20 protein-coding genes are annotated in these 20,529 nt (G+C 59.9%); 15 read left to right on the forward strand and 5 right to left on the reverse strand.

The features are described from left to right. Nucleotides 1-19 precede the first annotated feature (19 nt). Together PSV43_RS00575 and PSV43_RS00580 are read right to left on the reverse strand one after the other, a co-directional pair. On the reverse strand, nucleotides 20-1,102 hold the full coding sequence (locus tag PSV43_RS00575) for a PDZ domain-containing protein (protein WP_300192615.1): 1,083 nt from the start codon (nucleotides 1,100-1,102) through the stop codon (nucleotides 20-22). Between the two features lie 92 nt (nucleotides 1,103-1,194). Continuing rightward, complete coding sequence (locus tag PSV43_RS00580; RefSeq protein ID WP_300192617.1) at nucleotides 1,195-2,184, reverse strand: trypsin-like peptidase domain-containing protein; 990 nt, start codon at nucleotides 2,182-2,184, stop codon at nucleotides 1,195-1,197. A gap of 147 nt (nucleotides 2,185-2,331) precedes the next feature. Here PSV43_RS00580 and lpdA point away from each other — a divergent pair, with 147 nt between their 5' ends. The 5 genes from lpdA to PSV43_RS00605 all read left to right on the forward strand — a co-directional run bounded on the left by lpdA (nucleotide 2,332) and on the right by PSV43_RS00605 (nucleotide 5,673). After that, on the forward strand, nucleotides 2,332-3,708 hold the full coding sequence (gene lpdA, locus PSV43_RS00585) for a dihydrolipoyl dehydrogenase (RefSeq protein ID WP_300192619.1): 1,377 nt from the start codon (nucleotides 2,332-2,334) through the stop codon (nucleotides 3,706-3,708). Nucleotides 3,709-3,726: 18 nt separating this feature from the next. Beyond that, a complete protein-coding gene (locus tag PSV43_RS00590) occupies nucleotides 3,727-3,942 on the forward strand; it encodes a hypothetical protein (protein ID WP_300192621.1) in 216 nt (71 codons plus the stop codon). Between the two features lie 74 nt (nucleotides 3,943-4,016). Beyond that, on the forward strand, nucleotides 4,017-4,244 hold the full coding sequence (locus tag PSV43_RS00595) for a hypothetical protein (RefSeq protein ID WP_300192623.1): 228 nt from the start codon (nucleotides 4,017-4,019) through the stop codon (nucleotides 4,242-4,244). A 7-nt stretch (nucleotides 4,245-4,251) separates the two neighbouring features. Continuing rightward, entirely contained in the window at nucleotides 4,252-4,635 is a 384-nt protein-coding gene (locus PSV43_RS00600; RefSeq protein WP_300192625.1) for a hypothetical protein, read from the forward strand. A gap of 72 nt (nucleotides 4,636-4,707) precedes the next feature. Then, complete coding sequence (locus PSV43_RS00605) at nucleotides 4,708-5,673, forward strand: amidohydrolase family protein (protein ID WP_300192627.1); 966 nt, start codon at nucleotides 4,708-4,710, stop codon at nucleotides 5,671-5,673. A gap of 93 nt (nucleotides 5,674-5,766) precedes the next feature. Here the strand turns inward: PSV43_RS00605 and PSV43_RS00610 are convergent, their stop codons facing one another. Continuing rightward, nucleotides 5,767-6,168, reverse strand: a complete 402-nt coding sequence (locus PSV43_RS00610) for a hypothetical protein (RefSeq protein ID WP_300192629.1) — start codon at nucleotides 6,166-6,168, stop codon at nucleotides 5,767-5,769. A 263-nt stretch (nucleotides 6,169-6,431) separates the two neighbouring features. Between PSV43_RS00610 and PSV43_RS00615 the strand changes: the two genes are divergently transcribed. The 3 genes from PSV43_RS00615 (at nucleotide 6,432) to PSV43_RS00625 (ending at nucleotide 7,437) form a co-directional block, all read left to right on the forward strand. Then, entirely contained in the window at nucleotides 6,432-6,845 is a 414-nt protein-coding gene (locus PSV43_RS00615) for a hypothetical protein (protein WP_300192631.1), read from the forward strand. Then, entirely contained in the window at nucleotides 6,842-7,039 is a 198-nt protein-coding gene (locus PSV43_RS00620; RefSeq protein WP_300192633.1) for a helix-turn-helix transcriptional regulator, read from the forward strand. The genes PSV43_RS00615 and PSV43_RS00620 overlap by 4 nt, the downstream gene beginning before the upstream one ends. A 170-nt stretch (nucleotides 7,040-7,209) precedes the next feature. After that, nucleotides 7,210-7,437 (forward strand): hypothetical protein, encoded by a 228-nt coding sequence (locus PSV43_RS00625; protein WP_300192635.1) that lies wholly within the window; start codon nucleotides 7,210-7,212, stop codon nucleotides 7,435-7,437. Here the strand turns inward: PSV43_RS00625 and PSV43_RS00630 are convergent. Beyond that, nucleotides 7,404-9,968 (reverse strand): discoidin domain-containing protein, encoded by a 2,565-nt coding sequence (locus tag PSV43_RS00630; protein ID WP_300192637.1) that lies wholly within the window; start codon nucleotides 9,966-9,968, stop codon nucleotides 7,404-7,406. The genes PSV43_RS00625 and PSV43_RS00630 overlap by 34 nt on opposite strands. A gap of 92 nt (nucleotides 9,969-10,060) precedes the next feature. On the opposite strand from PSV43_RS00630, the gene PSV43_RS00635 reads away from it, so the two are divergent. Then, a complete protein-coding gene (locus tag PSV43_RS00635) occupies nucleotides 10,061-10,801 on the forward strand; it encodes a helix-turn-helix domain-containing protein (protein WP_300192639.1) in 741 nt (246 codons plus the stop codon). On the opposite strand, the gene PSV43_RS00640 is transcribed toward PSV43_RS00635, so the two are convergent. Then, on the reverse strand, nucleotides 10,792-11,352 hold the full coding sequence (locus PSV43_RS00640; protein ID WP_300192641.1) for a GNAT family N-acetyltransferase: 561 nt from the start codon (nucleotides 11,350-11,352) through the stop codon (nucleotides 10,792-10,794). The genes PSV43_RS00635 and PSV43_RS00640 overlap by 10 nt on opposite strands. Nucleotides 11,353-11,502: 150 nt before the next feature. On the opposite strand from PSV43_RS00640, the gene PSV43_RS00645 reads away from it, so the two are divergent. From PSV43_RS00645 to PSV43_RS00670, 6 genes are all read left to right on the forward strand, one after another. Continuing rightward, nucleotides 11,503-13,680, forward strand: coding sequence for an ATP-dependent RecD-like DNA helicase (locus tag PSV43_RS00645; protein ID WP_300192643.1), 2,178 nt, complete (start codon nucleotides 11,503-11,505; stop codon nucleotides 13,678-13,680). A gap of 18 nt (nucleotides 13,681-13,698) precedes the next feature. Continuing rightward, on the forward strand, nucleotides 13,699-15,039 hold the full coding sequence (locus PSV43_RS00650) for a hypothetical protein (RefSeq protein ID WP_300192644.1): 1,341 nt from the start codon (nucleotides 13,699-13,701) through the stop codon (nucleotides 15,037-15,039). Between the two features lie 102 nt (nucleotides 15,040-15,141). After that, complete coding sequence (locus tag PSV43_RS00655; RefSeq protein WP_300192646.1) at nucleotides 15,142-16,158, forward strand: AAA family ATPase; 1,017 nt, start codon at nucleotides 15,142-15,144, stop codon at nucleotides 16,156-16,158. Further along, on the forward strand, nucleotides 16,155-17,948 hold the full coding sequence (locus PSV43_RS00660; RefSeq protein ID WP_300192648.1) for a hypothetical protein: 1,794 nt from the start codon (nucleotides 16,155-16,157) through the stop codon (nucleotides 17,946-17,948). The genes PSV43_RS00655 and PSV43_RS00660 overlap by 4 nt, the downstream gene beginning before the upstream one ends. Before the next feature lie 20 nt (nucleotides 17,949-17,968). Next, nucleotides 17,969-19,021 (forward strand): ABC transporter ATP-binding protein, encoded by a 1,053-nt coding sequence (locus PSV43_RS00665; RefSeq protein ID WP_300192650.1) that lies wholly within the window; start codon nucleotides 17,969-17,971, stop codon nucleotides 19,019-19,021. Nucleotides 19,022-19,082: 61 nt separating this feature from the next. Beyond that, complete coding sequence (locus tag PSV43_RS00670) at nucleotides 19,083-20,528, forward strand: hypothetical protein (protein WP_300192652.1); 1,446 nt, start codon at nucleotides 19,083-19,085, stop codon at nucleotides 20,526-20,528. Nucleotide 20,529 lies beyond the last annotated feature (1 nt).

Raw genomic sequence — 20,529 nt, forward strand, 5'->3', positions numbered from 1 at the left:
GCCGGAGGCTTGCACCCCTTTATTGCGCCACCACCGCCTTCGGCGGATGGCGGTCGGCCTTGATCCACTGCTGGACCTCGGTCCAGAAGGCTTCCACGGGCAGGGCAAAGGTGGTGACGCGGTCAACTCGTGCGATGTTGATGCCGACGACCTTGCCTTCGAGCGTGGCGACGGGGCCGCCCATGTCGGCGGGGAGGAGCGGGATGTCGTGCTGGAGGACTTCGGGGAAGTTGTCGTTGCGCAGGGAGATGCCGCCATTGGCGAAGTCTTCCCCCTCCCAGTTATTCAGCACCTTGGTGCGGCTGGCGAGGCGGACCCGGCAGCTTTCCTCCTTGTTTTTGCGCAGGTAGTGGATGTCAATGATCTCACCGGGCTGGCGCCTTTTGACGATGTCATAAACGCGATCAAGCGCCGCCACCTTTTCACCTGCAATGGTGATGAGGACATCGTCCTCCTGCAAACCGGCGGCCTCAGCTGGGCTTTCGCTGGCGATGCCAACGATGCGTACGCCTTTTCCATCTTTGGACGTCTTGGCATCCATGCGGATGCCCATGGCGGCTCCTTCGCCCGGAATGCGGCGGAATTTGGCGCTGACAATGCCGATGCGCGTTTCTTGGCCTGACTCGGCGACACTGCACAGCCACTGGCCGAGGCCGAGGGAATGGGCACCCCCAAAAGAAACTGCACGCAGGCCGGTGATGCCAACGGCCTGAGCCAGCACCAGATCCAACCGTGTGTCGCGGTGCACCTCGCGCAGATCGGCGCTGCGCCCGTCGCTGAAATTGATGCGTGTTTTCTGCAGCTCGGGCACTTCACTGGCCTTGATCAAAACGTAGCCGTCTTCACCCACAATGGTGGCGGTGCAGAGGGTGCGGCCCAGCGGGCTCTTAATGCGCGCGGCACAGGCGATCGTGAGCGGCTTGAGCTTCTCGACCGCGGAGAGTGTGTGCTTCCCATTGGTGCGGTCTTCCTGAGGCAGAGGCAGGCGGGACGGATCCGCCTGAAGAAAAAGAGGGCTGAGGAGGACGAGAAAGGCGGAATGACGAAAGCCAATGGATAAAACTCCCCACGCACGGCATGCGGCGGGCCTGACATTCGTCATTGCTTCGCTTTGCTCACCCCTTCGGGGCAGCACACGCTTCGCGGTGCTGGCTGTCTCGCTTCGCTCGGCTCTGAATTCGGCATGCGTCATTTTCACTGTCCTTCCTCCTGCGGTTTTTGCGCCAGTTGGACGGACAGGTCACGTTCCTTGCCGTGGGTTCTCAGTCTGATTTTGAGGGTGTCGCCGGCGGCAAGGGCACGCACGGTGGCGGTGAACTGCTGCTGGTCGGTCATGGCGTCGCCATTGACACTGAGGATGACATCCCCGGTACGAATGCCGGCCTTAAGAGCGGGCGAGGCGTCGATCACATCGGCCACCTCGAGATCGAGGCTGTCGTTCATCACGGTCGCCACCCCGAGATAGCCGCCTGCGCCCGTACCCCAGGTCTTGATGACCTGCGACTTCTGCATCGCCCCCCAGGAGCGGAGAAAAGGGGCCATGGAAACGTGGACGTTTTGATCCCGGCCCTCCCAGATCTGGCTGTGGATGCCGATCACCTCGCCATTGAGATTGAACAGCGGGCCGCCAGAGTCGCCACCCATCAGCACGCAGTCGGTATGCAGGCTGTTGGCGGTTTGTTTGATGATCTTGCCCACGCGCAGCACGGGGCCGCGTGCCTTTTCGTAGCCGCCAGGGTGTCCGAGCGCAAAGCACCACTCGCCGGGCTGCGCCTTGGCGACTTCACGGCTCAGATTCACAAAGGGCCAGGGTTTGCCACGATCTTTCAGTCTCGCCAGTGCGGCATCGGTCGTTTTGTCCAGTCCTAGAGATTTGGCCGTGGTGATGGTGCCATCTTCCAAAATGATCTTCATCTCCTTGCCAGGGCCATTGGGGACATGGGCGGCGGTGAGCAGCAGTCCGTCGGCGGAAATGATGACGCCGCTGGCCGTGCCGTCGCCGGACTGGATGGCCACCAGCGCCTGACGCACTTGGGGCAGGAACTTCTGCACGCCGTTCTGGATCTTCAGAAGTTCGGCGATGTCGGCCTTCGGCGCTGGGTTTTTATCCGCCCCCCCCGCAGCCATGGCTGTTGTGGCAATGAGGCCGAACGCCACGGAGACCGTAGCGGCTCTGCGAGCCAAGGAAGTGCAGAGAGAGAACATGCGCGTGCTGGAGTTTACGTTCACCCGCCCGGCAGGTCAAACTGCGATCCTGCGGGGAATCTGCTGTTGAATACGGTGCCGGGCTGCGCTTCTCTCGGTCGTCTTACTCCCAATTACACTCTTTACATGAACTACGACCTCATTGTCATCGGCGGCGGGCCTGCGGGCTACGTCGGAGCTATCCGCGCAGCGCAACTCGGCAAAAAAGTGGCCTGTGTCGAAAACGACCGTGCCGGCGGCACCTGCCTGAACTGGGGCTGTATTCCTACCAAGGCTCTCCTGCGCAACGCCGAGCTGTATCATACCCTGACCCACCGCGCCGAGGAGTTCGGCCTCAAGATCGGCAGCATCGAGTACGACTGGTCCAAGGTCATCGGCCGCAGCCGTGGCGTCAGCGACAAGCTCAACAAGGGCATCGAGTTCCTCTTCAAGAAGAACAAGGTCGATTACATCCGTGGCACCGCCAGCATCCCTGCCGCAGGCAAGGTCGAAGTGACCGCTGCAGACGGCAAAACGGAAACCCACGATGCGGCTAACATCCTCATCGCTACCGGCGCCAAGACCCGCCCGATGCCCGGCTTCCCCTTCAACGGCAAGACCGTCATCGGCAGCAAGGAAGCCATGATGCTGGAAAAGCAGCCGAAGAGCATCATCGTCATCGGCGCAGGTGCCATCGGCATTGAGTTTGCCTACTTCTTCAACGCCTACGGCACCAAGGTGACCGTCGTTGAAATGCTGCCAGACGTGCTGCCAGTGGAAGACACCGAAGTCAGCAAGCTCCTGGAAAAGAGCCTGACCAAGTCCGGCATCCGCATTCTCACGAACACGAAGGTCACCGGCACCTCCGAAGACGGCAATGGCGTCAAAATCACCGTCGAAGGCGCTGCCAATGAAACGCTGGAGGCAGAAGTTTGCCTCGTCGCCATCGGCGTGGCCCCAGTGCTGCCCGGCGGCATGGAGATCAAGCTCACCGACCGCGGCTGGCTGCAGACCGACGACCGCTATCAGACCTCCGTCAAAGGCGTCTATGCTGCCGGCGACATCATCGGGCCACCCTGGCTCGCCCACGTGGCCAGCTACGAGGCTGTCCAGTGCGTGGAAGGTCTCTTCACCAAGAGCAAGCCGAAGAAAGTCGGCGTGTTCCCAGGCTGCACCTACTGCCATCCGCAGGTGGCCAGCATCGGCCTCACCGAGCGTGCGGCGAAGGAAAAGGGCCTCAAGTTCAAGGTCGGCAAGTTCCCGTATGCGGCCAGTGGCAAGGCTCTCGCCGCTGCTGAGTCCGAAGGCTTCGTCAAGATCCTCTACGGCGAACCTCACGGCGAAATCATCGGCGCACACATGATCGGCAGCGAAAGCACCGAGATGATCGCCGAGATCGGCCTCGCCATGAATCTGGAAGCCACCTGGGACGAAATCGAAGCCACCATCCACGCCCATCCGACTCTTAGCGAGATGGTCAAGGAGGCTACCGAAGTCGCCAAGGGGCATCCGATCCATGTGTGAGTGAACTCGTGACGCGCCATGCCGCATGATGATCTGCTCGATTTCGGCGACCTCGCCGAGATGATCATCGGCGGCTGGCGCTATCTCTTGAGTCGGAAGTACCGGCTCAAGAAGCACCGCGAGTGGCAGAATGATGGATGGGTTTGGATAACGCTCGAAATCATCCTTGGCGTATTCGGAGTTCTAGTATCGCTTTGGCTGCTGAATTTGGTGGTCTTTTCAATGTTGAAGTAAGGCGGCCCGAAGGGCTTAGGATGCTGAAAGAACCTGTCTTGCGTGACAACGCTTTACCTCTACCATCAGGGGATATGTCACCCGCCGCCCTTTCACTGCTGAACATGAACCGTCTGGATCGCACGGCGGTTTCGGTGGGCACGTTCGAAGATCAGCGACGCGAGGATTACGAGTACTGGATGTCGCGTCCGGCACGGGAGCGCTTTCTAGGAATCGAAAAATTACGACTGGCCTACTATGGAGAGGATGCTCTCAGACGATTTGACCGAGTTTTTGAGGTATCTCAACGAGGAGAAGGTTGAGTATCTCTTGATCGGCGGCTGGGCGGTGGGATACCACGGCTACCCGCGACTGACCCAGGATATGGACGTCTGGGTGGAGATGAGCGTCGAGAACACGTGTCGCCTTCTAAAGAGCCTGGAACGCTTCGGTTTTAAACCGGGCATGGTCGATGAGTCCCTGTTTCTCAAGCCTGGAAACATTGTGCGTTTTGGGTTCCCGCCGAACCGGATCGAAATCCTCAATCAGATTTCAGGCATTGAATTTGCCGAATGCGTGCCGCGCAAACAAATGGCCGATTTTGACGGCCTCATGGTACCTGTCATTGCATTGGAAGATTTGATCCGCAACAAGCGGGCGAGCGGACGGCACAAGGACTTGGCGGACATCGAAGGATTGAACGCAGACGAATGATTGCCTGCAAGACCAACGGTTCCTGACAAGGACGCGTTTTGTATCCCGTATTGGCTTCTCCAACATCACCTCATGAATCGCCGCCAGTTTCTCCAGACCACCTCCGCCGCAGCTCTTACCGCTTCCTCCTGCACTACGACGACCAAGCGGGCAGACAAGCTCATCATCGACACCCATCAGCATCTCTGGGGCGGCGATTTCGTGAACCCTCCGTGGGTCAAAACCGCGCCTGAAGTCCTGCGGCACACCTTCCTCACGCCGGAATATCAAGAAGCCACACACGGCCTGAACGTAAAAGCCATCTACATGGAAGTCGATGTGGCTCCGCGCGACCACATCAAAGAAGCTGATGCCATCGTGGCACAGTGTCGCGCCCGCAACACGCCCACCATCGCCGCCACCATCGGCGGTCGTCCCGCCTCCGCTGATTTCGAAAGCTACGTGCAGCGCTACGCGGGCAACGGCATCGTCAAAGGCCTGCGCCAGGTGCTGCATGGTCCCTCCACGCCCGCAGGCTACTGCCTGCGCCCGGACTTCGTGCGTGGCGTGCAGACGCTCGGCAAACACGGCCTCAACTTCGAACTCACCATGCGCCCCACCGAGCTGCACGATGCGGCGAAGCTCATCCAGCAGTGCCCCGAAACTCACTTCGTGCTCGACCACTGCGGCAACGGCGACCCCAAAGCCTTCAATCCCAAACTCGGTCCCGGTTTGCCACGCACCTGCACCGCCGACGGCTGGAAACGCGGCATCGACGCCGTCGCCGCACAGCCCGGCGTGATGTGCAAGATCAGCGGCATCGTTGCCTTCGTGCCACCCGGCGAATGGCGCGCCGAAGACCTCGCCCCCGTGGTGAATCATTGCCTCGATGCCTTCGGCCCCGACCGCGTCTTCTTCGGCGGTGACTGGCCCGTCTGCCTCCTCGGCAGTCGTGTTCGTGGCTGGGTGGAGGCGCTGGATCAGATCGTCGCCTCACGCCCCTTCGCCGACCAGCGCAAGCTGTGGTCAGGCAACGCGACCCAGTTTTACAGGCTCTAAGAAACCGCTGCCCAATTCAGAAAATCTCTGTGGCGTTCCCGCCTCTGCGGTGCAAATCCGTGTCTCCCCCTCGCAACCCGGCAAATCACCGGGTCATGCCCACGCCAAAAGCGCCGGACAGGCCTTGCGCCAAACCGCATCGTCGAACCACGCAGAACTTACGCGGGTGTAATGCGGCACGCCCGCTTTCTTCCAGGCGATGATGACTCCTGTGGCAGTCAGAGACACCTCTTCCACCAGTTGCCTGCCGATTTTGAAACTTTGGAACAAGCCAGTCGGCACAAGTATTTCGGCATCAGAAAGCTGAAGGCAGGCAGCCGGACGCCGCAGCCGCCAAAACCTGTAAATGAAAACCACGCTCACGACACCCAATGCAAAGAGCCAGTGCTCCCACACAATCAATGCAAGGTAGATCCATAGCACTTTAAAAAGAGGAGATCTGAGATCAGGGAAACGTCGCAACTCAAAAGACTGGACGGCAGCGTTGGTATTCATGCGAAGAGTATTCCAAGAACAATGACCCTCAATCCAGCGTCTGCCGGTAGCGCATCGCGCCGATAAACAAGGCAACGATCGCGAGCAATGCAATCTGCCAGAGCTGCAGGGAAATGTCTGCAAGTATATTCCCTTCAGATCCTCGCCCGAGGTTGTTCAACTATGTAAAGCATACTTGACATGTGACAAGCATGCTTTACATGTCGATGCATGCAGAATAACCCCTCAACTCTCGGCCACTCCATCACCCACCCTCGCTCCAAATGAATAACTCGATCAATCCGACCACGCGCGCCTTTCACCGGTATTTTGCGGAACTCGGCGCTGCCATGGCTGGCTATGCGGTGCTTATCATCGCGAGCCGTGTTCTTCTCTCCTCTGAAATCGGCCGGCAGTGGAATGGTGGGTGGCAGTGCGCTCTCTCACTGGCTCCTGCGATTCCTCTGGCCCTCGTGTTTCTTGCCGTCATTCGTTTTCTCAATGGAATGGACGAACTGGCGCGACGTATCGCTGTGGACTCACTCGCCGTCGCCGGCGGCGTCACCGCAATGCTGGCGGCTTCCTATGGACTGATTGAGAGCACCGTGTTTCCACACGTGTCCGCATGGTGGACATTCATGATGTTTATGAGCAGCTGGCTGATTGCTGCACTGGTCCTCAAACGCCGTTACCAATGAAAAATAAATTGCGTGAACTGCGGGCGGAGAAGGCGTGGTCGCAGGGCGATCTCGCGGACAAGCTGGGCGTTTCTCGGCAGACCATCAACGCCATCGAAACGGAGAAATACGATCCCAGCCTGCCGCTCGCCTTCAAGGTGGCGAAGCTTTTCAAACGGCCGATTGAAGCGATCTTTGAGGACAATGAAAGATAAAAGCAGCCGCCCTGCTGGGAACGCCAGCCCTTCGGCGGCGAGTTGATGAATCTGCTGGAGATGGCGACTTACCGATTCGAGGGATTTACCGTCGCGGATGCAAGCAAGTTTCGCTATCGCATCAGGCTGGAAGTCGAAGAGCGGCAGCAGACCCACGATCCCTTGAAACTATGAACGCCCAATGGCTAAGCGAAAAAGGCGTGGATCAAAATTGCTTGAAACAAATGCGGGCGGATGCACTTGCCGAAGCCAAAGACGCGGCAGCCTATGCAATGACGAGCGGATTGCCTGAACCTGCCGCGATCATGAACGACATCTATTGGGCAGTTGATTGCGCCACTTCTTCAACACCTTGTGATCATGATCACTTCACCACGCCCAGCACCTCCAGCTCATGAATGGACCAGTAGGTCCCTTTCCGTTCACCAGTCTGCAGGATGCGGATGTACTTGGCCTTCGTCGGTTTGGGGAAGAGATATTCGATGGCTCCGGCGTCGCCATTGGCTTGGAGCACGGGCTTCTCCCACTCGGTGCCGTTGAGTGACAGTTCGATTTTGTACTGGCGCGGGTAATCGTTATGCGACTTTCCAGTGTCGAGCAACAGCCCGGAGATGTCAGTGGCTTCAGGAAGCTCGATCTGAAACCACATGTCCGGACTCTGCGAAGCATGCGTGTCCCAGCGGGTGGCGATGTCGCCATCAACGGCTTTGCCAACTTCCTTCGCGCCATGGCTGGCACTGAGCTTCCAGTCAGCACGGTTTTTCAGCGGCTGCGGGTACAGCGCCAGCAGTTCCTCGATGGTCCATGGTGTGATGCGCTTCGAGAGTTCTTTGCGCAAGGCCTCCACCTGTTTCTTCTGAACGAGCTTGCCGTTGTTGCCGAAAGCCTTGCGAATGTAGCTGGTGACGTCGGCGATCCATTGGTCGTTGTTCGTGGCCATCGGCACCATCTGTGCCTCGTAGGTCTTGCCATTGATCGGGCCGGCGAGGCCGTTCATCATCACGCGCACGATGGCGTCTCCTTGCACGGCCGTTTTGGAACCGGCAAGCGGTGGGGCCAGGGTGGCGCCTTCGCGACCAGCAATCGGCATGCCCGTGCCATCGAAGCCGTGGCAGGCGAAGCAAAGCGAGCGGAAAATTTCCTGTCCGCGCTCCAACTGCTTCTTCTCATCCTTCGTGAAGCTGCCGCTGATCTTCGGTGCTTCCACGAGCAACTGCGCGCCGATTTCCCTCACGCCAATGCTGAGCGATGTCATGAGCATGGTCTGCGCTTCGAGCTTCCAGTTCGGCCAGTTGAAGTGGCGGCTGGTGTAAAGTGTCTGCAGCACCACAGTCGGGTCCTTGTCCGCGCGCAGAGCTTTGATGTCGGCGATCAAAGCGGTGTCGCCTTTCTTCACCAGCGACTCCGCCACGCGGATGCCACTGGCGCGGAGCTGGGGATGCTCATCTTTCATCGCCGTGTGGATGATCTCGGGCGTGATGGCATCGAGACCTTCAAGCGTCCACAGCGCGTGCAGTCGTGCGAGATGGTTGTCATTCTTCGCAGCCATCTCGATGAGTGCGGGCACCACGGACTTGTCATTCTTGACCACCAGCATGCGCTGTGCGGTGTCGCGCCAGAAGCCGTTCGGATGCGTGAGGTGGGCGACGAGTTGTGCGGGTGTCTCGCCGATCATCTTTGGCTGCGCGCCGGGTTTGAAATCTTTGTGCACCAGACGCCACACGCGGCCATGACCGGTGACGTGCTGCATTCCGGTAGGTTCGATGGCAGAGCGCAGGAAGCTTCCCGGCTTGACCCAGTTGCCTTCCTGAATAATGCCGCGATACGCATCGACGATATAGAGGCAGCCATCCGGGCCGGTGGTCATGTTCAGCGGACGGAAATTCGGATCGCTGCTGCGGATGAACTCATCCATCTGCGCTTCATACGGATTGGTCACGGTGGTGATGCCATCCTTCACCTCAACGGTGGAGCGGCGGATCAAACGACCCACCGGCTCTGGGAGGAAGACATTGCCATACAGTTCCTTGGGCAGGCGGTCACCTCGATACACCGTCTGTCCCGCACAGCCCGTGAAGTGATTCAAGCGCAAGTCTTCCGGTGAGTGAAAGCGTCCGGGGCCACCCTGGAAATCGCCCAGTGCGACGATGGGCCACACGGTGTCAAATTTCTCGCTCTTTTGCTGCGGCACGTTGATTGCGGCATAGAGGATCGGTGCCTGATAGTTCCACAGGCCCTTTTCGCCACCGGCATTGCTCCACCACATCTTGCCGTAGTCATCCTGCGCCAGACCCCACTGGCCGCCATTCGGCGCGGTGTTTTCTTTGAGCGGCGCGTCCTTGCAATTCCAGCGCAGGCGGTAGCCGTTGTAGGTCGTGTAAATCCAGTTGTCGAGACCCCACACGAGGCCGCTGGGCTGATGCTCCATGTTGCCACCGCGCGGGCCGCCGACATACCACGGCGCTTGCTCATCCGCCACGCCGTCACCATTCGCATCGCGATGCAGCGTGACGTCGTTCGTGTCCGTGATGCCCACCAGCACACGGTCATCCAGCGGCAGCACCATGCGGGGTAGCAGGATGTTGTCGAGATAGACGCTGTGCTTGTCGAAGACGCCATCGCCCTTGGTGGATTCATGCAGCGAGATGCGGCTCTTCGGCGTCAGTTCGTCCGTGCCGTCGATGTCCTGCATGTAGGTGCGCATCTCGACGATGTACATCTTGCCATTGCCATCGAAGGCGATGGCCGTGGGCTCCTTGATCGTCGGATCACTCAGCACCAGCTCCAGTGAGTAGCCGTCGGGCAGCTGGATCGTTTTCAGTTCCTCCTCGGCAGTCAGCGCCTTGATGGGGAAGGTGTAAGCCGGCTTCGTTTGAGCGAAGGCGGCGGTGCTCGCGAAGGCGAGGAAGGAAAGGAAGCGGAGGTGCATGACGAGCGGAGGTTGAAATATCGCCATTTACATACTGTCGCAACCGGCCGTTCGTTTGGTGACAGGCTGCCAATCTTTGTTAAAATCCGGCCATGCCGCTGCCACGCCTCCAAGCCGAATTCTTCGCCCGGATCGCCGATCCGCAGGGCGTGCGGGCCGTCTTTGAGCACATGCCGGGCGTGTTCTTCTTCATGAAGGATGATCAGGGGCGTCACATCGCGGCGAACAGCGCCACGTATGAGCGCTTCGGCATCAAGAGCGAGCGCGATCTCATCGGCGCGATGGACGAGAAGTTCTTCCCGGCGGATGTCGCCAAGGCCTACCGCGAAGACGACCAGAAGGTCATTCGCAGTGGCAAGCCGCTCATCAACCGCCTCGAAGTCTGGTATGACGAGCAGCGAAATTTAAACTGGTTCCTCTGCACCAAGCTGCCCGTGCGCGACAGGCGGGGCAGAGTCATTGGCGTCATGGGCATCACGCGGCGCAATGAAGACCGCATGCGGCAGCACGATGTGCGAGAAGTGGCCGCCGCTGTGAAATATGCCAGCGAACACTGCCAGGAGGTCATCACCACTGCGGAGCTCGCCCGCGCAGCCGGAGTTTCCGAGCGCCACCTGCATCGCAAACTCCGCGCCGCTCTCGGCCTCAGTCCCTATGAGCTGCTGCTGCGCACTCGCATTCAATCCGCCGCCGAGGCCCTTGCCAAGACGTCAACGCCCATCATCCAGATCGCCCTCGATCACGGCTTCTGCGATCAAAGCGCCTTCACCCAGCAGTTCCGCAAACGCACCGGCATGACTCCGAAGGAGTTCCGCACGCGGCATCACGGGTGAGACTGCTCACTGTCTGCGGCGCGAATGGCCGCCAGCCTCTGTCGCAAGCTGTTGGCGGCAGACGTGTCTGGCAGCAGAGACTCATCCAGCGTGAGTGTTAATTCCCAGCCGCCATGAGGCTGCCTGACATGGGCCGCGCCAAGGCTGCTCCACCAGGTGAGCATCACATAATTATCATCCAGCACGTGCCCCACGAACTGCCGGATGCCAATGGCGTACGCATGCTCCCAGATGGCCGCGAGCAACAGGGTGCCAGCACCCTGCCCTTGAAATTCATCCGCCACGGTGAAGGAAACCTCTGCCATTTCTGCATTCTCGGCGGAGCGCCAGAACGAGCCACCTCCTACGCCGGGAACATCGTCGTTGTCTTCGATCACAATGATCCAGCTCGCATGCTGCCCCTGATCTTCCGCACAGAGACGGTCGATGAAGGTTGGATTGGCCCCACGGAAGCTTGTCCAGAACCTGAAGTAAGTGGATTCAGGCGAAAGCCGCTTGAAGGCATCGATGATCCGCTCCCGATCATCCGGAAGCAGCGGACGCAGGAGCACGGGAAGTTGGTCGCGAAGATGCAGTCGATAGTGGTCCAGCAAAATGGGGATGTTTGAGTTGAAGCCAACTAGAGACCAATTGGCCGTCTGATCAACCACGACAAAGCAATCGTGTTTGTGAGAAGGCGCATCCGTGTCTAGCCTGCACCGATGCCAGCCCCACGAAAAACCTCCAAATCCGAAGTCCTGCGCGGACTCGTGGATCGCGTGGTGTTTCACAATGAGGACAACGGCTACTGCATCTTGAAAATCGTCCCCCAAGGCCGGCACGATGTCGTGAGCCTGATCGGCAAAGCACCGCGCGTCGTGGCCGGAGAGGAATTCGAAGCCAGGGGCATCTGGGAGCCGAACCGCGACTTTGGCCCGCAGTTCAAGGCGGAGGCCATCAAGCTCACGCGCCCGGATTCCCTGGCAGGAATCGAGCGCTACCTCGGCAGCGGCTTGATCGAGGGCATCGGGCCGAAGTATGCGAAGCGTTTGGTGGAGAAATTCGGCCCCAAGGTCTTCGACATCATCGAGAACGAATCGAAAAAACTCGAAGACGTGGAAGGCGTGGGCAAGAAGCGCCGCATCGAAATCCGCGCCTCATGGATCAAGCAGAAGTCGATTCACGGCATCATGCTCTTCCTGCATCAGCACGGCATCAGTTCATCGCGGGCCCTGCGCATCTACAAAACCTACGGCGAAGAGTCGCAGGCGGTGCTGAAGGAGAACCCCTACCGTCTGGCGCAGGACATCCGCGGTATCGGCTTTAAAACGGCAGACGACATCGCTTATCAACTCGGCGTCGCCGAAGACGCGCCCGAGCGGATCAAAGCAGGCATTCTGCACGTGCTCGAAACTGCCGCCAGCAGCGGCCATTGCTGCCTGCCAGAAACCAGCGTCATCCAAAAAGCCATCGACCTGCTTGGCGTGGAAGCCTTGATAGCACCACAGGTCGAAGCCCTCATCGCGGGCGATCAGATTGAGCGCCACGAAACGTTCCTTTATTTACCCTACCTGCGCGCCGCCGAACAAAGCATCGCGGCAAATGTGAAGTCGCTCGCCGCCCTGCCTGCGGCCTATCCGAGCATCGACGAAGACGCCGCCTTGGCCTGGGTGATGAAGAAGACGGGCAAGGAACTCGCCGAAAGCCAGCAGCGCGCCGTGCGCGAGGCCCTGCGGCAGCGCCTGCTCATCATCACTGGCGGCCCCGGTGTCGGCAAGACCACCATCCTGCGCAGCATCCTCCTCATTTTACAAAGCAAGCAGATCAAACTCGTGCTCGCCGCACCCACCGGCCGTGCAGCCAAGCGCCTCACCGAAAGCACTGGCCTGGAGGCCAAGACGCTGCATCGCCTGCTCGAATACCAAGGCGAAGGCCAATGGGGCAGGCATCGTGGCAAGCCGCTCGCTGGCCATCTCTTCGTCGTGGATGAAGCATCGATGATTGATGCACCTCTCATGGCGCAGTTTCTCTCCGCGCTTCCCGAGGGCGCGCATCTGCTCATCGTGGGAGATGCGGATCAGCTCCCGTCCGTCGGTCCGGGCATGGTGCTGTATGATTTAATCTCCAGTGAAAAAGTGCCGTGCGTCAAGCTCACCGAGATCTTCCGTCAGGCCGCCAGCAGCCGCATCATCACCAGCGCGCATGCCATCAATCGCGGTCAGGTGCCCGATCTGAAGCCTTCGCGCAACAGCGACTTCTTTTTCCTCCAAGAGAGCGAGCCGGAGGAGATCAAGCACACGCTCGTCGAACTGGCGCACACGCGACTCGCCACCAAATACGGCCTCGATCCCATCCGCGACATCCAGGTGCTCACGCCGATGAATCGCAACCTCCTCGGCACCATCTCGCTCAATCAATCACTGCAGCTCGCGCTCAATCCGCCCAACGAATTGAAGTTCGAGATCGAGCGCTTCGGCGTGACCTTCCGCGTGGGCGACAAGGTCATCCAAACCCACAACAACTACGACAAGGAAGTCTTCAATGGAGACATCGGCCACATCGTCACCATCGATGCCGACCCGGTGAAGATCCACGTCCGCTACGATGCCGACCGCCTCGTCGAATACGAGCCCGGAGAGCTTGATGAACTCCAGCTTGCCTACGCTCTCAGCATTCACAAAAGCCAGGGCAGCGAGTTCCTCTGCGTCATCATTCCCGTCAGCACCCAGCACTACGTGCTGCTGGAGCGCAGCCTGATCTACACCGCCATCACTCGCGCGAAGAAACTATGCGTCCTCGTCGGGGATGAACGCGCCATGTCGCTCGCTGTGAGCAAGCAGGAAAGTCGCAAGCGCTGGACGGGGCTGCGCGGATTATTGTGCTCGTCATCCGGCGGATGATCGGATATGAATCCCGGCATGACGGATCAAGCTCAGCTTTCCACGGCCTGGTTGAGACAGGCTTGCCACACGCGGCGCAAAGTGAACGTCGGCTGGTGGCTGGCACGGGCAATGCCTCTGCTGGTGGTGGCGGGTGTGCTCGGATTTGCCGTGATTTTTGTACTGCGCTCACGTGGCATGGAGCTGGGGTGGAGCCAGGTCTGGCCATGGGTGGCGTCTGTCTTTGCAGCTTTAATGCTCACAGGCTGGCTGCTGGCGCGGCGGCAGTTTATTAGCTCGTCGCAGGCCTTGGTGCGGTTGGAGTCAGAGCTCCAGCTTCACAATGCGCTGACCACCGCTGCCGCCAGCCGAGGTGTCTGGCCGGCATTGGTCGCAAAGGTGGACGATGGCTGGCGCTGGCGCTGGCGGGCCGTGGGCGGCCCTGTCATTTCATTCGCTGCCAGCCTTGCTCTGGCGGTCTGGCTGCCGGTGGCGCAGGACGTTGAAGCCAAGGGGCCGACGGTGGAGCCGCAGGCCTGGGCGCAGATGGAAGACTGGCTGGAGAAGCTGAAGGAAGACAAGATCGTCACTGAAGAGGAAAAGGAAGAGCAGCTGGCAAAGATCGCCGAACTGCGCAATCAGCCGCCGGAAAAGTGGTTCAGCCATGAGAGCCTCAACGCAGGAGACACGCTCAAGGAGCAACTGCAGCGTGACATCAAACAAATGGCGCAAAATCTGAGCACGGCGGAGCGCAGCCTCAATGCACTGAAAAATTATGCCGATCAGCTTTCCGTGGAAGCCAAGGAGCAGCTGCTCAAAGACTTTGATCAGGCGCTGGCGGACATGAAGTCGAGCGCACTGGAGCTTGATCCTGAGCTGCTGAAGTCGATTGCGGCCCTCGATCCGAAGAATCTGAAAGGTCTGACGCAAGAGCAGATGAAACAGCTAAGCGAGTCGATGAAGAAAAAGGCCGGAAGCTGCAATGGCATGTGCAAAAATCCCGGCTTTCTCGGCGATGGCGAAGGCGAGGATGATGAGCTGGCAGACCTGCTGAAAAAGAATGGCCAGGGTCAAGGTGATGGAGAAGGCCCCGGCAATGGCGGAATCACGCGCGGACCGGGGACGGCACCGCTGACGCTGTCCGATGAAGAGAATAATTTCGGCACCAACAAGAACGAGGCGGTGTCGAACACCGATCTGTCGCGCGCTCAGGTGGGCGACATGCTGGCGCTGCAAAATGGCAGGCATGGCGTGGACAAATCCGCCAAAGGCCCCCAGGCCGCCGGTGTGGTGCAAGACGCCGGACAAGGTGGCGAGCAGGTCTGGCGCGAGTCCTTGACGCCAGAAGAGAAGGCCGTGCTGAAGCGCGTGTTTCGCTGAGCTGCGGGTCATTCGCTGACGTGTATGGCATCGTTTGTGAAATGTGTGTGAACTGCGGTTTTCAACTCGACTCATGCGTTGGTTCTTGTTTTAGTCGGATGAATGACAGACGCCTACGCTTCAGACTCAGAAATCCAGTCGGCATCCCTACCTGTTGATGCCCTGCGCCGCGCCTTGAACGAGGTGCTGTTTGGACAGAGTGAACTCATCGAGCTGATGCTTTGCGGCGTCATCGCACGTGGGCATGTGCTGCTCGAAGGCCTGCCGGGCTTGGGAAAAACCGAACTGGTGAAAGGGCTCTCAAAGGCGCTGAACCTCACCACGCGCCGCGTGCAGTTCACACCGGACCTGCTGCCGGGAGACATCACGGGGAATCCGGTGCTGCAGGAGGTGGATGGCAAACGCGAGTTCGTCTTTCAACCTGGGCCGGTATTTACGAATCTGCTGCTCGCAGATGAAATCAACCGCGCCTCTCCCAAGACGCAGTCCGCATTGCTTGAAGCCATGCAAGAGCGCCGCGTGACGGTGCTCGGGCAGACGCACGTGCTGCCAGATCCGTTCTTCGTGCTCGCCACGCAGAACCCCATCGAACTCGAAGGCACCTACCCGCTGCCGGAGGCGCAGGTGGACCGCTTTTTGTTCAAGCTGGAGGTGCTGCGCAATTCGGCCGCGACGCTCGCGAAGATCGTGACCCAGCGCGAACTCGGCGTAGAGCCGCAGGTGGCCTCGGTCGTCACTCGCGAGGCGTTTGCGCAGATCCAGGCGACGGCGCGGCGCATCTTCCTGCCTGAGATCGTCGCAGACTACATTGCGCGCATTGTGGATGCCACGCATCCCGGCCAGTCCCAGGCATCGCAGGGTGTGCGCTTCGGGGCCAGTCCGCGCGCCGCGCTGAGTCTGGCGGCGGCGTCCAAGGCGCGCGCGCTGATGAACGGCAGGCCCAATGCGAGCTTTGAAGACGTGCAGGCGCTGGCCCTCCCTGTGCTCAATCACCGTGTGCTGCTGGACTACACCGCACGCATGGATGGCAAAACGAGTGTCGGCGTGGTGCGTGCCATCCTGGCGGAAGTGCCGGTGCAAAATCTCGCCACACCCCGCACCCTGAAGGAGGCGGCATGAAGCCTTTTCACCGCCTGCTGCTAAGTGTACTGCTGCTAGGGGCCACGGCGGCACACGCGCAGAAAAACATCGCCAATGAGGAGCTGGATCCGCTCTCAGGCACTCGCGTGCAGGTTCGCAGCGTGTTTGATCCGCTGCCTCCCTCGGGATATGCGCCGATGCGCATTGTGGCCACGAACGGCACCGGTCGGAATGCGCGCTGGGGCTTTGATTTCCATTCGCAGACCCAGTACTACCGGCAGCAAAACGAGCACGACAGCAGCTTTGCGCTGGATGTGCCGGGACGCTCCACGCAGTCGGCGTTGTTCATGGTGCCGCTGGCCGTGGATTATGACGACAGCAGCAGGGGCAACAACAGCCATGCGCTACGTGTGGATTTTTCAGGCACGGGATTTGAGGTGTCGCCTAAAACTGACCACGATAACCGCAGCACCGGATTTCCGGCGTTAGCGCTCAGCGAGACGCTGGCTGAGCTCAGCATCTCCAAGCTTAATCACGAGCTGGAGGCGAAGCTGCGTTCAGGCGGCGGCAGACATTATGGTGGGAGCACCGTGTTTGGCAGCCGGTTTGAGCCGGCGGATCTGCCGGAGTCATGGCTCGGCTACAGCGGGTTTGATTTCGTGCTCCTGAGCAGCACGGACTGGCAGAAGCTGAAACCGGCGGTGAAGCGTGCGCTGCTGGAATGGGTGAGGATGGGGGGTAAACTGAACGTGTATGCGACTGCTGGAACCACGGCAGATTCACTGGGACTGCCCGATGGGTCGGATGCGGCCAAGGAGAGGGTGTCGCTGGGAAAAATCACGGTGTTGAGCTGGGATGGAAAAACACTGTCAGCAGGCCCGACGGTGAACCACTACTGGGGTCAGACCCAACGGGTGAACAGTCTTACCGAGGAGCATGCCACCTTGGGTGCCTGGTCGCTGCAGGGACTGCTGGGCACACGCAGCTTTGCATCCTGGCAGGTGATTGTCTTTCTGGTCGTCTTTGGCCTGCTGGTGGGGCCTGTGAATCTGTTCGTGCTGGCTCCGGCAGGCAAGCGGCACAAGCTCTTCATCACCACGCCTCTGCTGTCCATCGGTGCCAGTTTGATCATGGTGGTGCTGATTCTGGTGCAGGACGGCACCGGCGGCGTGGGGCGGCGCTTTGTTACCATCAATCTCGAACCCGGCGAAGCGGCAGCGTATGTGACGCAGGAGCAAATCAGCCGCACCGGCGTGCTGCTGGGCGCAGGTTTTGAGATGAAGCAGCCCGTGCTGATCGAGCCGCTGGTGATGCCGGACACGCCGTGGGCGAAACTAAAAAAAACCTCCACCGCGCAGTCCGCAAATCTGACGCAGGACGGCCGCGAACGGCGCGGCAATTTCTTCCAAAGCCGTGCGGAGCAGGGGCAGGTGCTGCGGGCAGCCGTCTCGACGCGCGCACGCCTGGAACTCAAGGCCGCCGCACCTGATGCCGCGCCGACATTGATCTCAGCACTCGGTTTCACGGTGGATGAACTGTTTTACACAGATGCTGAGGGCGCTCAGTGGCGGCTCGAAAAGCCGCTGAGCACCGGCCAGAGTGCGACGCTAGTCAAAACAGATGACAGCGCCCAACGGTTGTGGTGGGAGGCAGCAGTCAATCCCGCCGTGGACTCGCTGCGAAATTCGCTCTACAACACGACGATGCACCGTCGCGCGTTCTTCGTCGCGAAGGCCCGGCAGGCTCCGGATTTCACTCTCGATACCCTGTCCTCCATTCGCTGGGAGGATGATCGCATCGTAGTCTTCGGCCCGGTGACACAGCCCTGAACTCCGCATCTTCGATCTTCATGTCATCGTCTGTTTCGACTTCCGCACATGTTCCTGAAATGGACCGCACCAAGCCTGCGGTCGTGGTGGAGGATCTGCATCGCACCTTTGGGGCGCTGAAAGCCGTGGATGGTGTCTCCTTCCACATTGATCACGGGCGGGTGGTTGGCTTCGTCGGTGCGAACGGTGCGGGCAAAACCACCACCATGCGCATCATGGCCACGCTTGATTCCCCCGGCAGCGGCAAGGTCAGCATGGGTGGTCACAACGTCGTGCATCATCCAGCCAAGGTGCGCCGTCTGCTGGGCTGGATGCCGGACAGCTTCGGTACCTATGAGCACATGACCGTGCTCGAATATCTCGACTTCTATGCGCGTGCCCTTGGTTTCAAAGGCGCGGACCGTCTCCGTCGCATCCAGGAGGTGATGGATTTCACCGATCTCACGCCGCTGGCCGATCGCATGAGCAACAAGATGTCCAAAGGCCAGACGCAGCGTCTCTGTCTGGGCCGCGCGTTGCTGCATGATCCGCAGATCCTCATCCTCGATGAACCGGCGGCGGGTCTCGATCCAAAGGCGCGCGTCGAGCTGAAAAACCTCATTCGCATTCTGGCGCAGGAAGGCAAAACCATCCTCATCAGTTCGCACATCCTCAGCGAGCTCGGGGAGATGTGTGACAGCCTGCTCTTCATCGACAAAGGCCGCATCGTTCATCATGGCGACGCCGAAAGCATGATGCGCGGCACCGAGACCGCCGGCGAGACACTCGTGCATGTGCAGATTGCCGGTGAACCCGCCAAGCTCATCGAATGGGCACTCACCGCGCCCCTGATCAAGATCGAAGAAGAAACCAAGCGCGGCGCACGCCTGCGCATTCAGGCTTCCGATGATGACACCCTGGCAGGTGTGCTGCGCCGCATGATCCAAGATGGCCTGCCCGTGCTCGACTACCACCGCGAGGAGCGCCGGCTCGAAGATGCGTTCATCGACATGCTCGGTCAGATTGACAACAACACGTTCAAAGCGCAGCCGCAGGGAGGGCTACCGCAAAAAAACGCAGAAGACGCAAAATGATGAACCCAAAGTTGAATCACTTTTTTGCGGTTTTTTGCGCCTCTTTGCGGCCATCCCAATCATGAGTGCCGCCCTCTCCATCTCCGACTTTTCGGACCGCCTCTCACCGATGGTGGTGAAGGAGCTGCGGCAGGGGCTGCGCACGCGGCTGTTCGGCGGCGTGCTGCTCACGCTGCATCTGATGCTGGTGCTGCTCACGCTTCTGAGCGGCGGCGCGGAAAATGCCGACGTCGTAAGCGGATGGTTTGACGGCATCATCACCCTCGTGCTGTGCATCATCATGCCGCTGCGCGGATTCTCCGCTGTGGCAGATGAGTTGAAGTCCGGCACGCTGGACATGCTGGCGCTCACCCGCCTTTCAGCCGGGCGCATCATCTTTGGCAAATGGGCCGCCATCGCCTCGCAGTCGTTGCTGCTCATGCTCAGCATCCTGCCCTATGTCGTGGCACGTTTCGTGTTTGGCGGGTTGGATCTGTTTGGCGAGATTGCGGCGTTATTTTACAAATGGCTGGCCGGCGTGGTGATTGCGGCGGTGATCGTCGCTCTTTCCACCCAGCGCCAGTTCTGGCTGCGGGCCGTGGTTGTGTTCCTGCCGCTGCTGATCGGCGGCTGTGGCGCGGCTTCCTTCCTGATGGTGTCACGCATGGGCGGCGGGATGCCTCCGGGCTCGGTGTTCTCTTTCTTCACCAAGTCCGGCGGGGGTAGTTCCGCCCTGCTGGTGGTGGGGATGGCGGCGTGGGTGATTTTTTTCTCTCTCAGTCTGGCGGCCACGCGCATCGCGCCGACCGCTTCACTCCTGAGCGTGGTCAAACGCTCCGTGCATCTGATCATGATCCTGTCATTGATGCTGCTGGGCTGGCTGACCGATTCGGGCGCAGCCATGGCGATGACCTCTTCATCGATGCTTCCTCTGATCATGATTGATGCCCTGACTGAGCGCGTGAATGAAGTGCCCTCGGTGTATGCTGCATTTTACCAGCGTGGGCGGTTGGGCCGGGTGGCGCTATGGCTGCTGGCTCCAGGTTGGGTCACGGGTTTTGTTTACACCGTGGTGCTGATGGGCTTGGTGGCATTGCAGACGGGGTGGGTCTTCAGTGGGCCGGAAACGCAGCTCGTCGTCGTGAGCGCTGCCGGGACGTGGATGATCGCGGCTTGGGTGCAGCTTTTTTCCACACGCAAATCGCGCGATCTGCTGCCGCCCTTCATCATTTTCTGGCTGCTCGTGAACGTCCTCATCGCGACCCTTGGCAGCCTCTTGATGATTCCATTGGCCATGAAGAGCACCACGGTCTGGCTCACCTGCGCGCTTCCCCAGTTTATGCCGAGAGGTTATGCGATGGCGCAGGCAGGAGACAAGGCTGCGCTGCTCAATCTCGGCATGCTCAGCGCCTGCATCTGGCCTGCGGTGCTGCTGATCGCCGCAGTCTTTGCCTGGCGGCGTGTGCGCGCTGCGCGGCAGGAAGGCTGGCGCATGACTCACGGCGACAGAGGAGGCACCACAGTCTGAC

It is taken from the genome of Prosthecobacter sp. (assembly GCF_029946185.1).
Taxonomy (GTDB): Bacteria; Verrucomicrobiota; Verrucomicrobiia; order Verrucomicrobiales; family Verrucomicrobiaceae; genus Prosthecobacter.

Bases quoted from the DNA above. Each gene is read 5' to 3' on its own strand.
- PSV43_RS00590 (WP_300192621.1), top strand. From the start codon at position 3,727: ATGCCGCATGATGATCTGCTCGATTTCGGCGACCTCGCCGAGATGATC.
- PSV43_RS00615 (WP_300192631.1), top strand. From the start codon at position 6,432: ATGAATAACTCGATCAATCCGACCACGCGCGCCTTTCACCGGTATTTT.
- PSV43_RS00620 (WP_300192633.1), top strand. From the start codon at position 6,842: ATGAAAAATAAATTGCGTGAACTGCGGGCGGAGAAGGCGTGGTCGCAG.
- PSV43_RS00625 (WP_300192635.1), top strand. From the start codon at position 7,210: ATGAACGCCCAATGGCTAAGCGAAAAAGGCGTGGATCAAAATTGCTTG.
- PSV43_RS00670 (WP_300192652.1), top strand. From the start codon at position 19,083: ATGAGTGCCGCCCTCTCCATCTCCGACTTTTCGGACCGCCTCTCACCG.
- PSV43_RS00610 (WP_300192629.1), bottom strand. From the start codon at position 6,168: ATGAATACCAACGCTGCCGTCCAGTCTTTTGAGTTGCGACGTTTCCCT.
- lpdA (WP_300192619.1), top strand. From the start codon at position 2,332: ATGAACTACGACCTCATTGTCATCGGCGGCGGGCCTGCGGGCTACGTC.
- PSV43_RS00605 (WP_300192627.1), top strand. From the start codon at position 4,708: ATGAATCGCCGCCAGTTTCTCCAGACCACCTCCGCCGCAGCTCTTACC.
- PSV43_RS00650 (WP_300192644.1), top strand. From the start codon at position 13,699: ATGACGGATCAAGCTCAGCTTTCCACGGCCTGGTTGAGACAGGCTTGC.
- PSV43_RS00635 (WP_300192639.1), top strand. From the start codon at position 10,061: ATGCCGCTGCCACGCCTCCAAGCCGAATTCTTCGCCCGGATCGCCGAT.
- PSV43_RS00665 (WP_300192650.1), top strand. From the start codon at position 17,969: ATGTCATCGTCTGTTTCGACTTCCGCACATGTTCCTGAAATGGACCGC.
- PSV43_RS00655 (WP_300192646.1), top strand. From the start codon at position 15,142: ATGACAGACGCCTACGCTTCAGACTCAGAAATCCAGTCGGCATCCCTA.
- PSV43_RS00595 (WP_300192623.1), top strand. From the start codon at position 4,017: ATGTCACCCGCCGCCCTTTCACTGCTGAACATGAACCGTCTGGATCGC.
- PSV43_RS00630 (WP_300192637.1), bottom strand. From the start codon at position 9,968: ATGCACCTCCGCTTCCTTTCCTTCCTCGCCTTCGCGAGCACCGCCGCC.
- PSV43_RS00645 (WP_300192643.1), top strand. From the start codon at position 11,503: ATGCCAGCCCCACGAAAAACCTCCAAATCCGAAGTCCTGCGCGGACTC.
- PSV43_RS00575 (WP_300192615.1), bottom strand. From the start codon at position 1,102: ATGACGAATGTCAGGCCCGCCGCATGCCGTGCGTGGGGAGTTTTATCC.
- PSV43_RS00660 (WP_300192648.1), top strand. From the start codon at position 16,155: ATGAAGCCTTTTCACCGCCTGCTGCTAAGTGTACTGCTGCTAGGGGCC.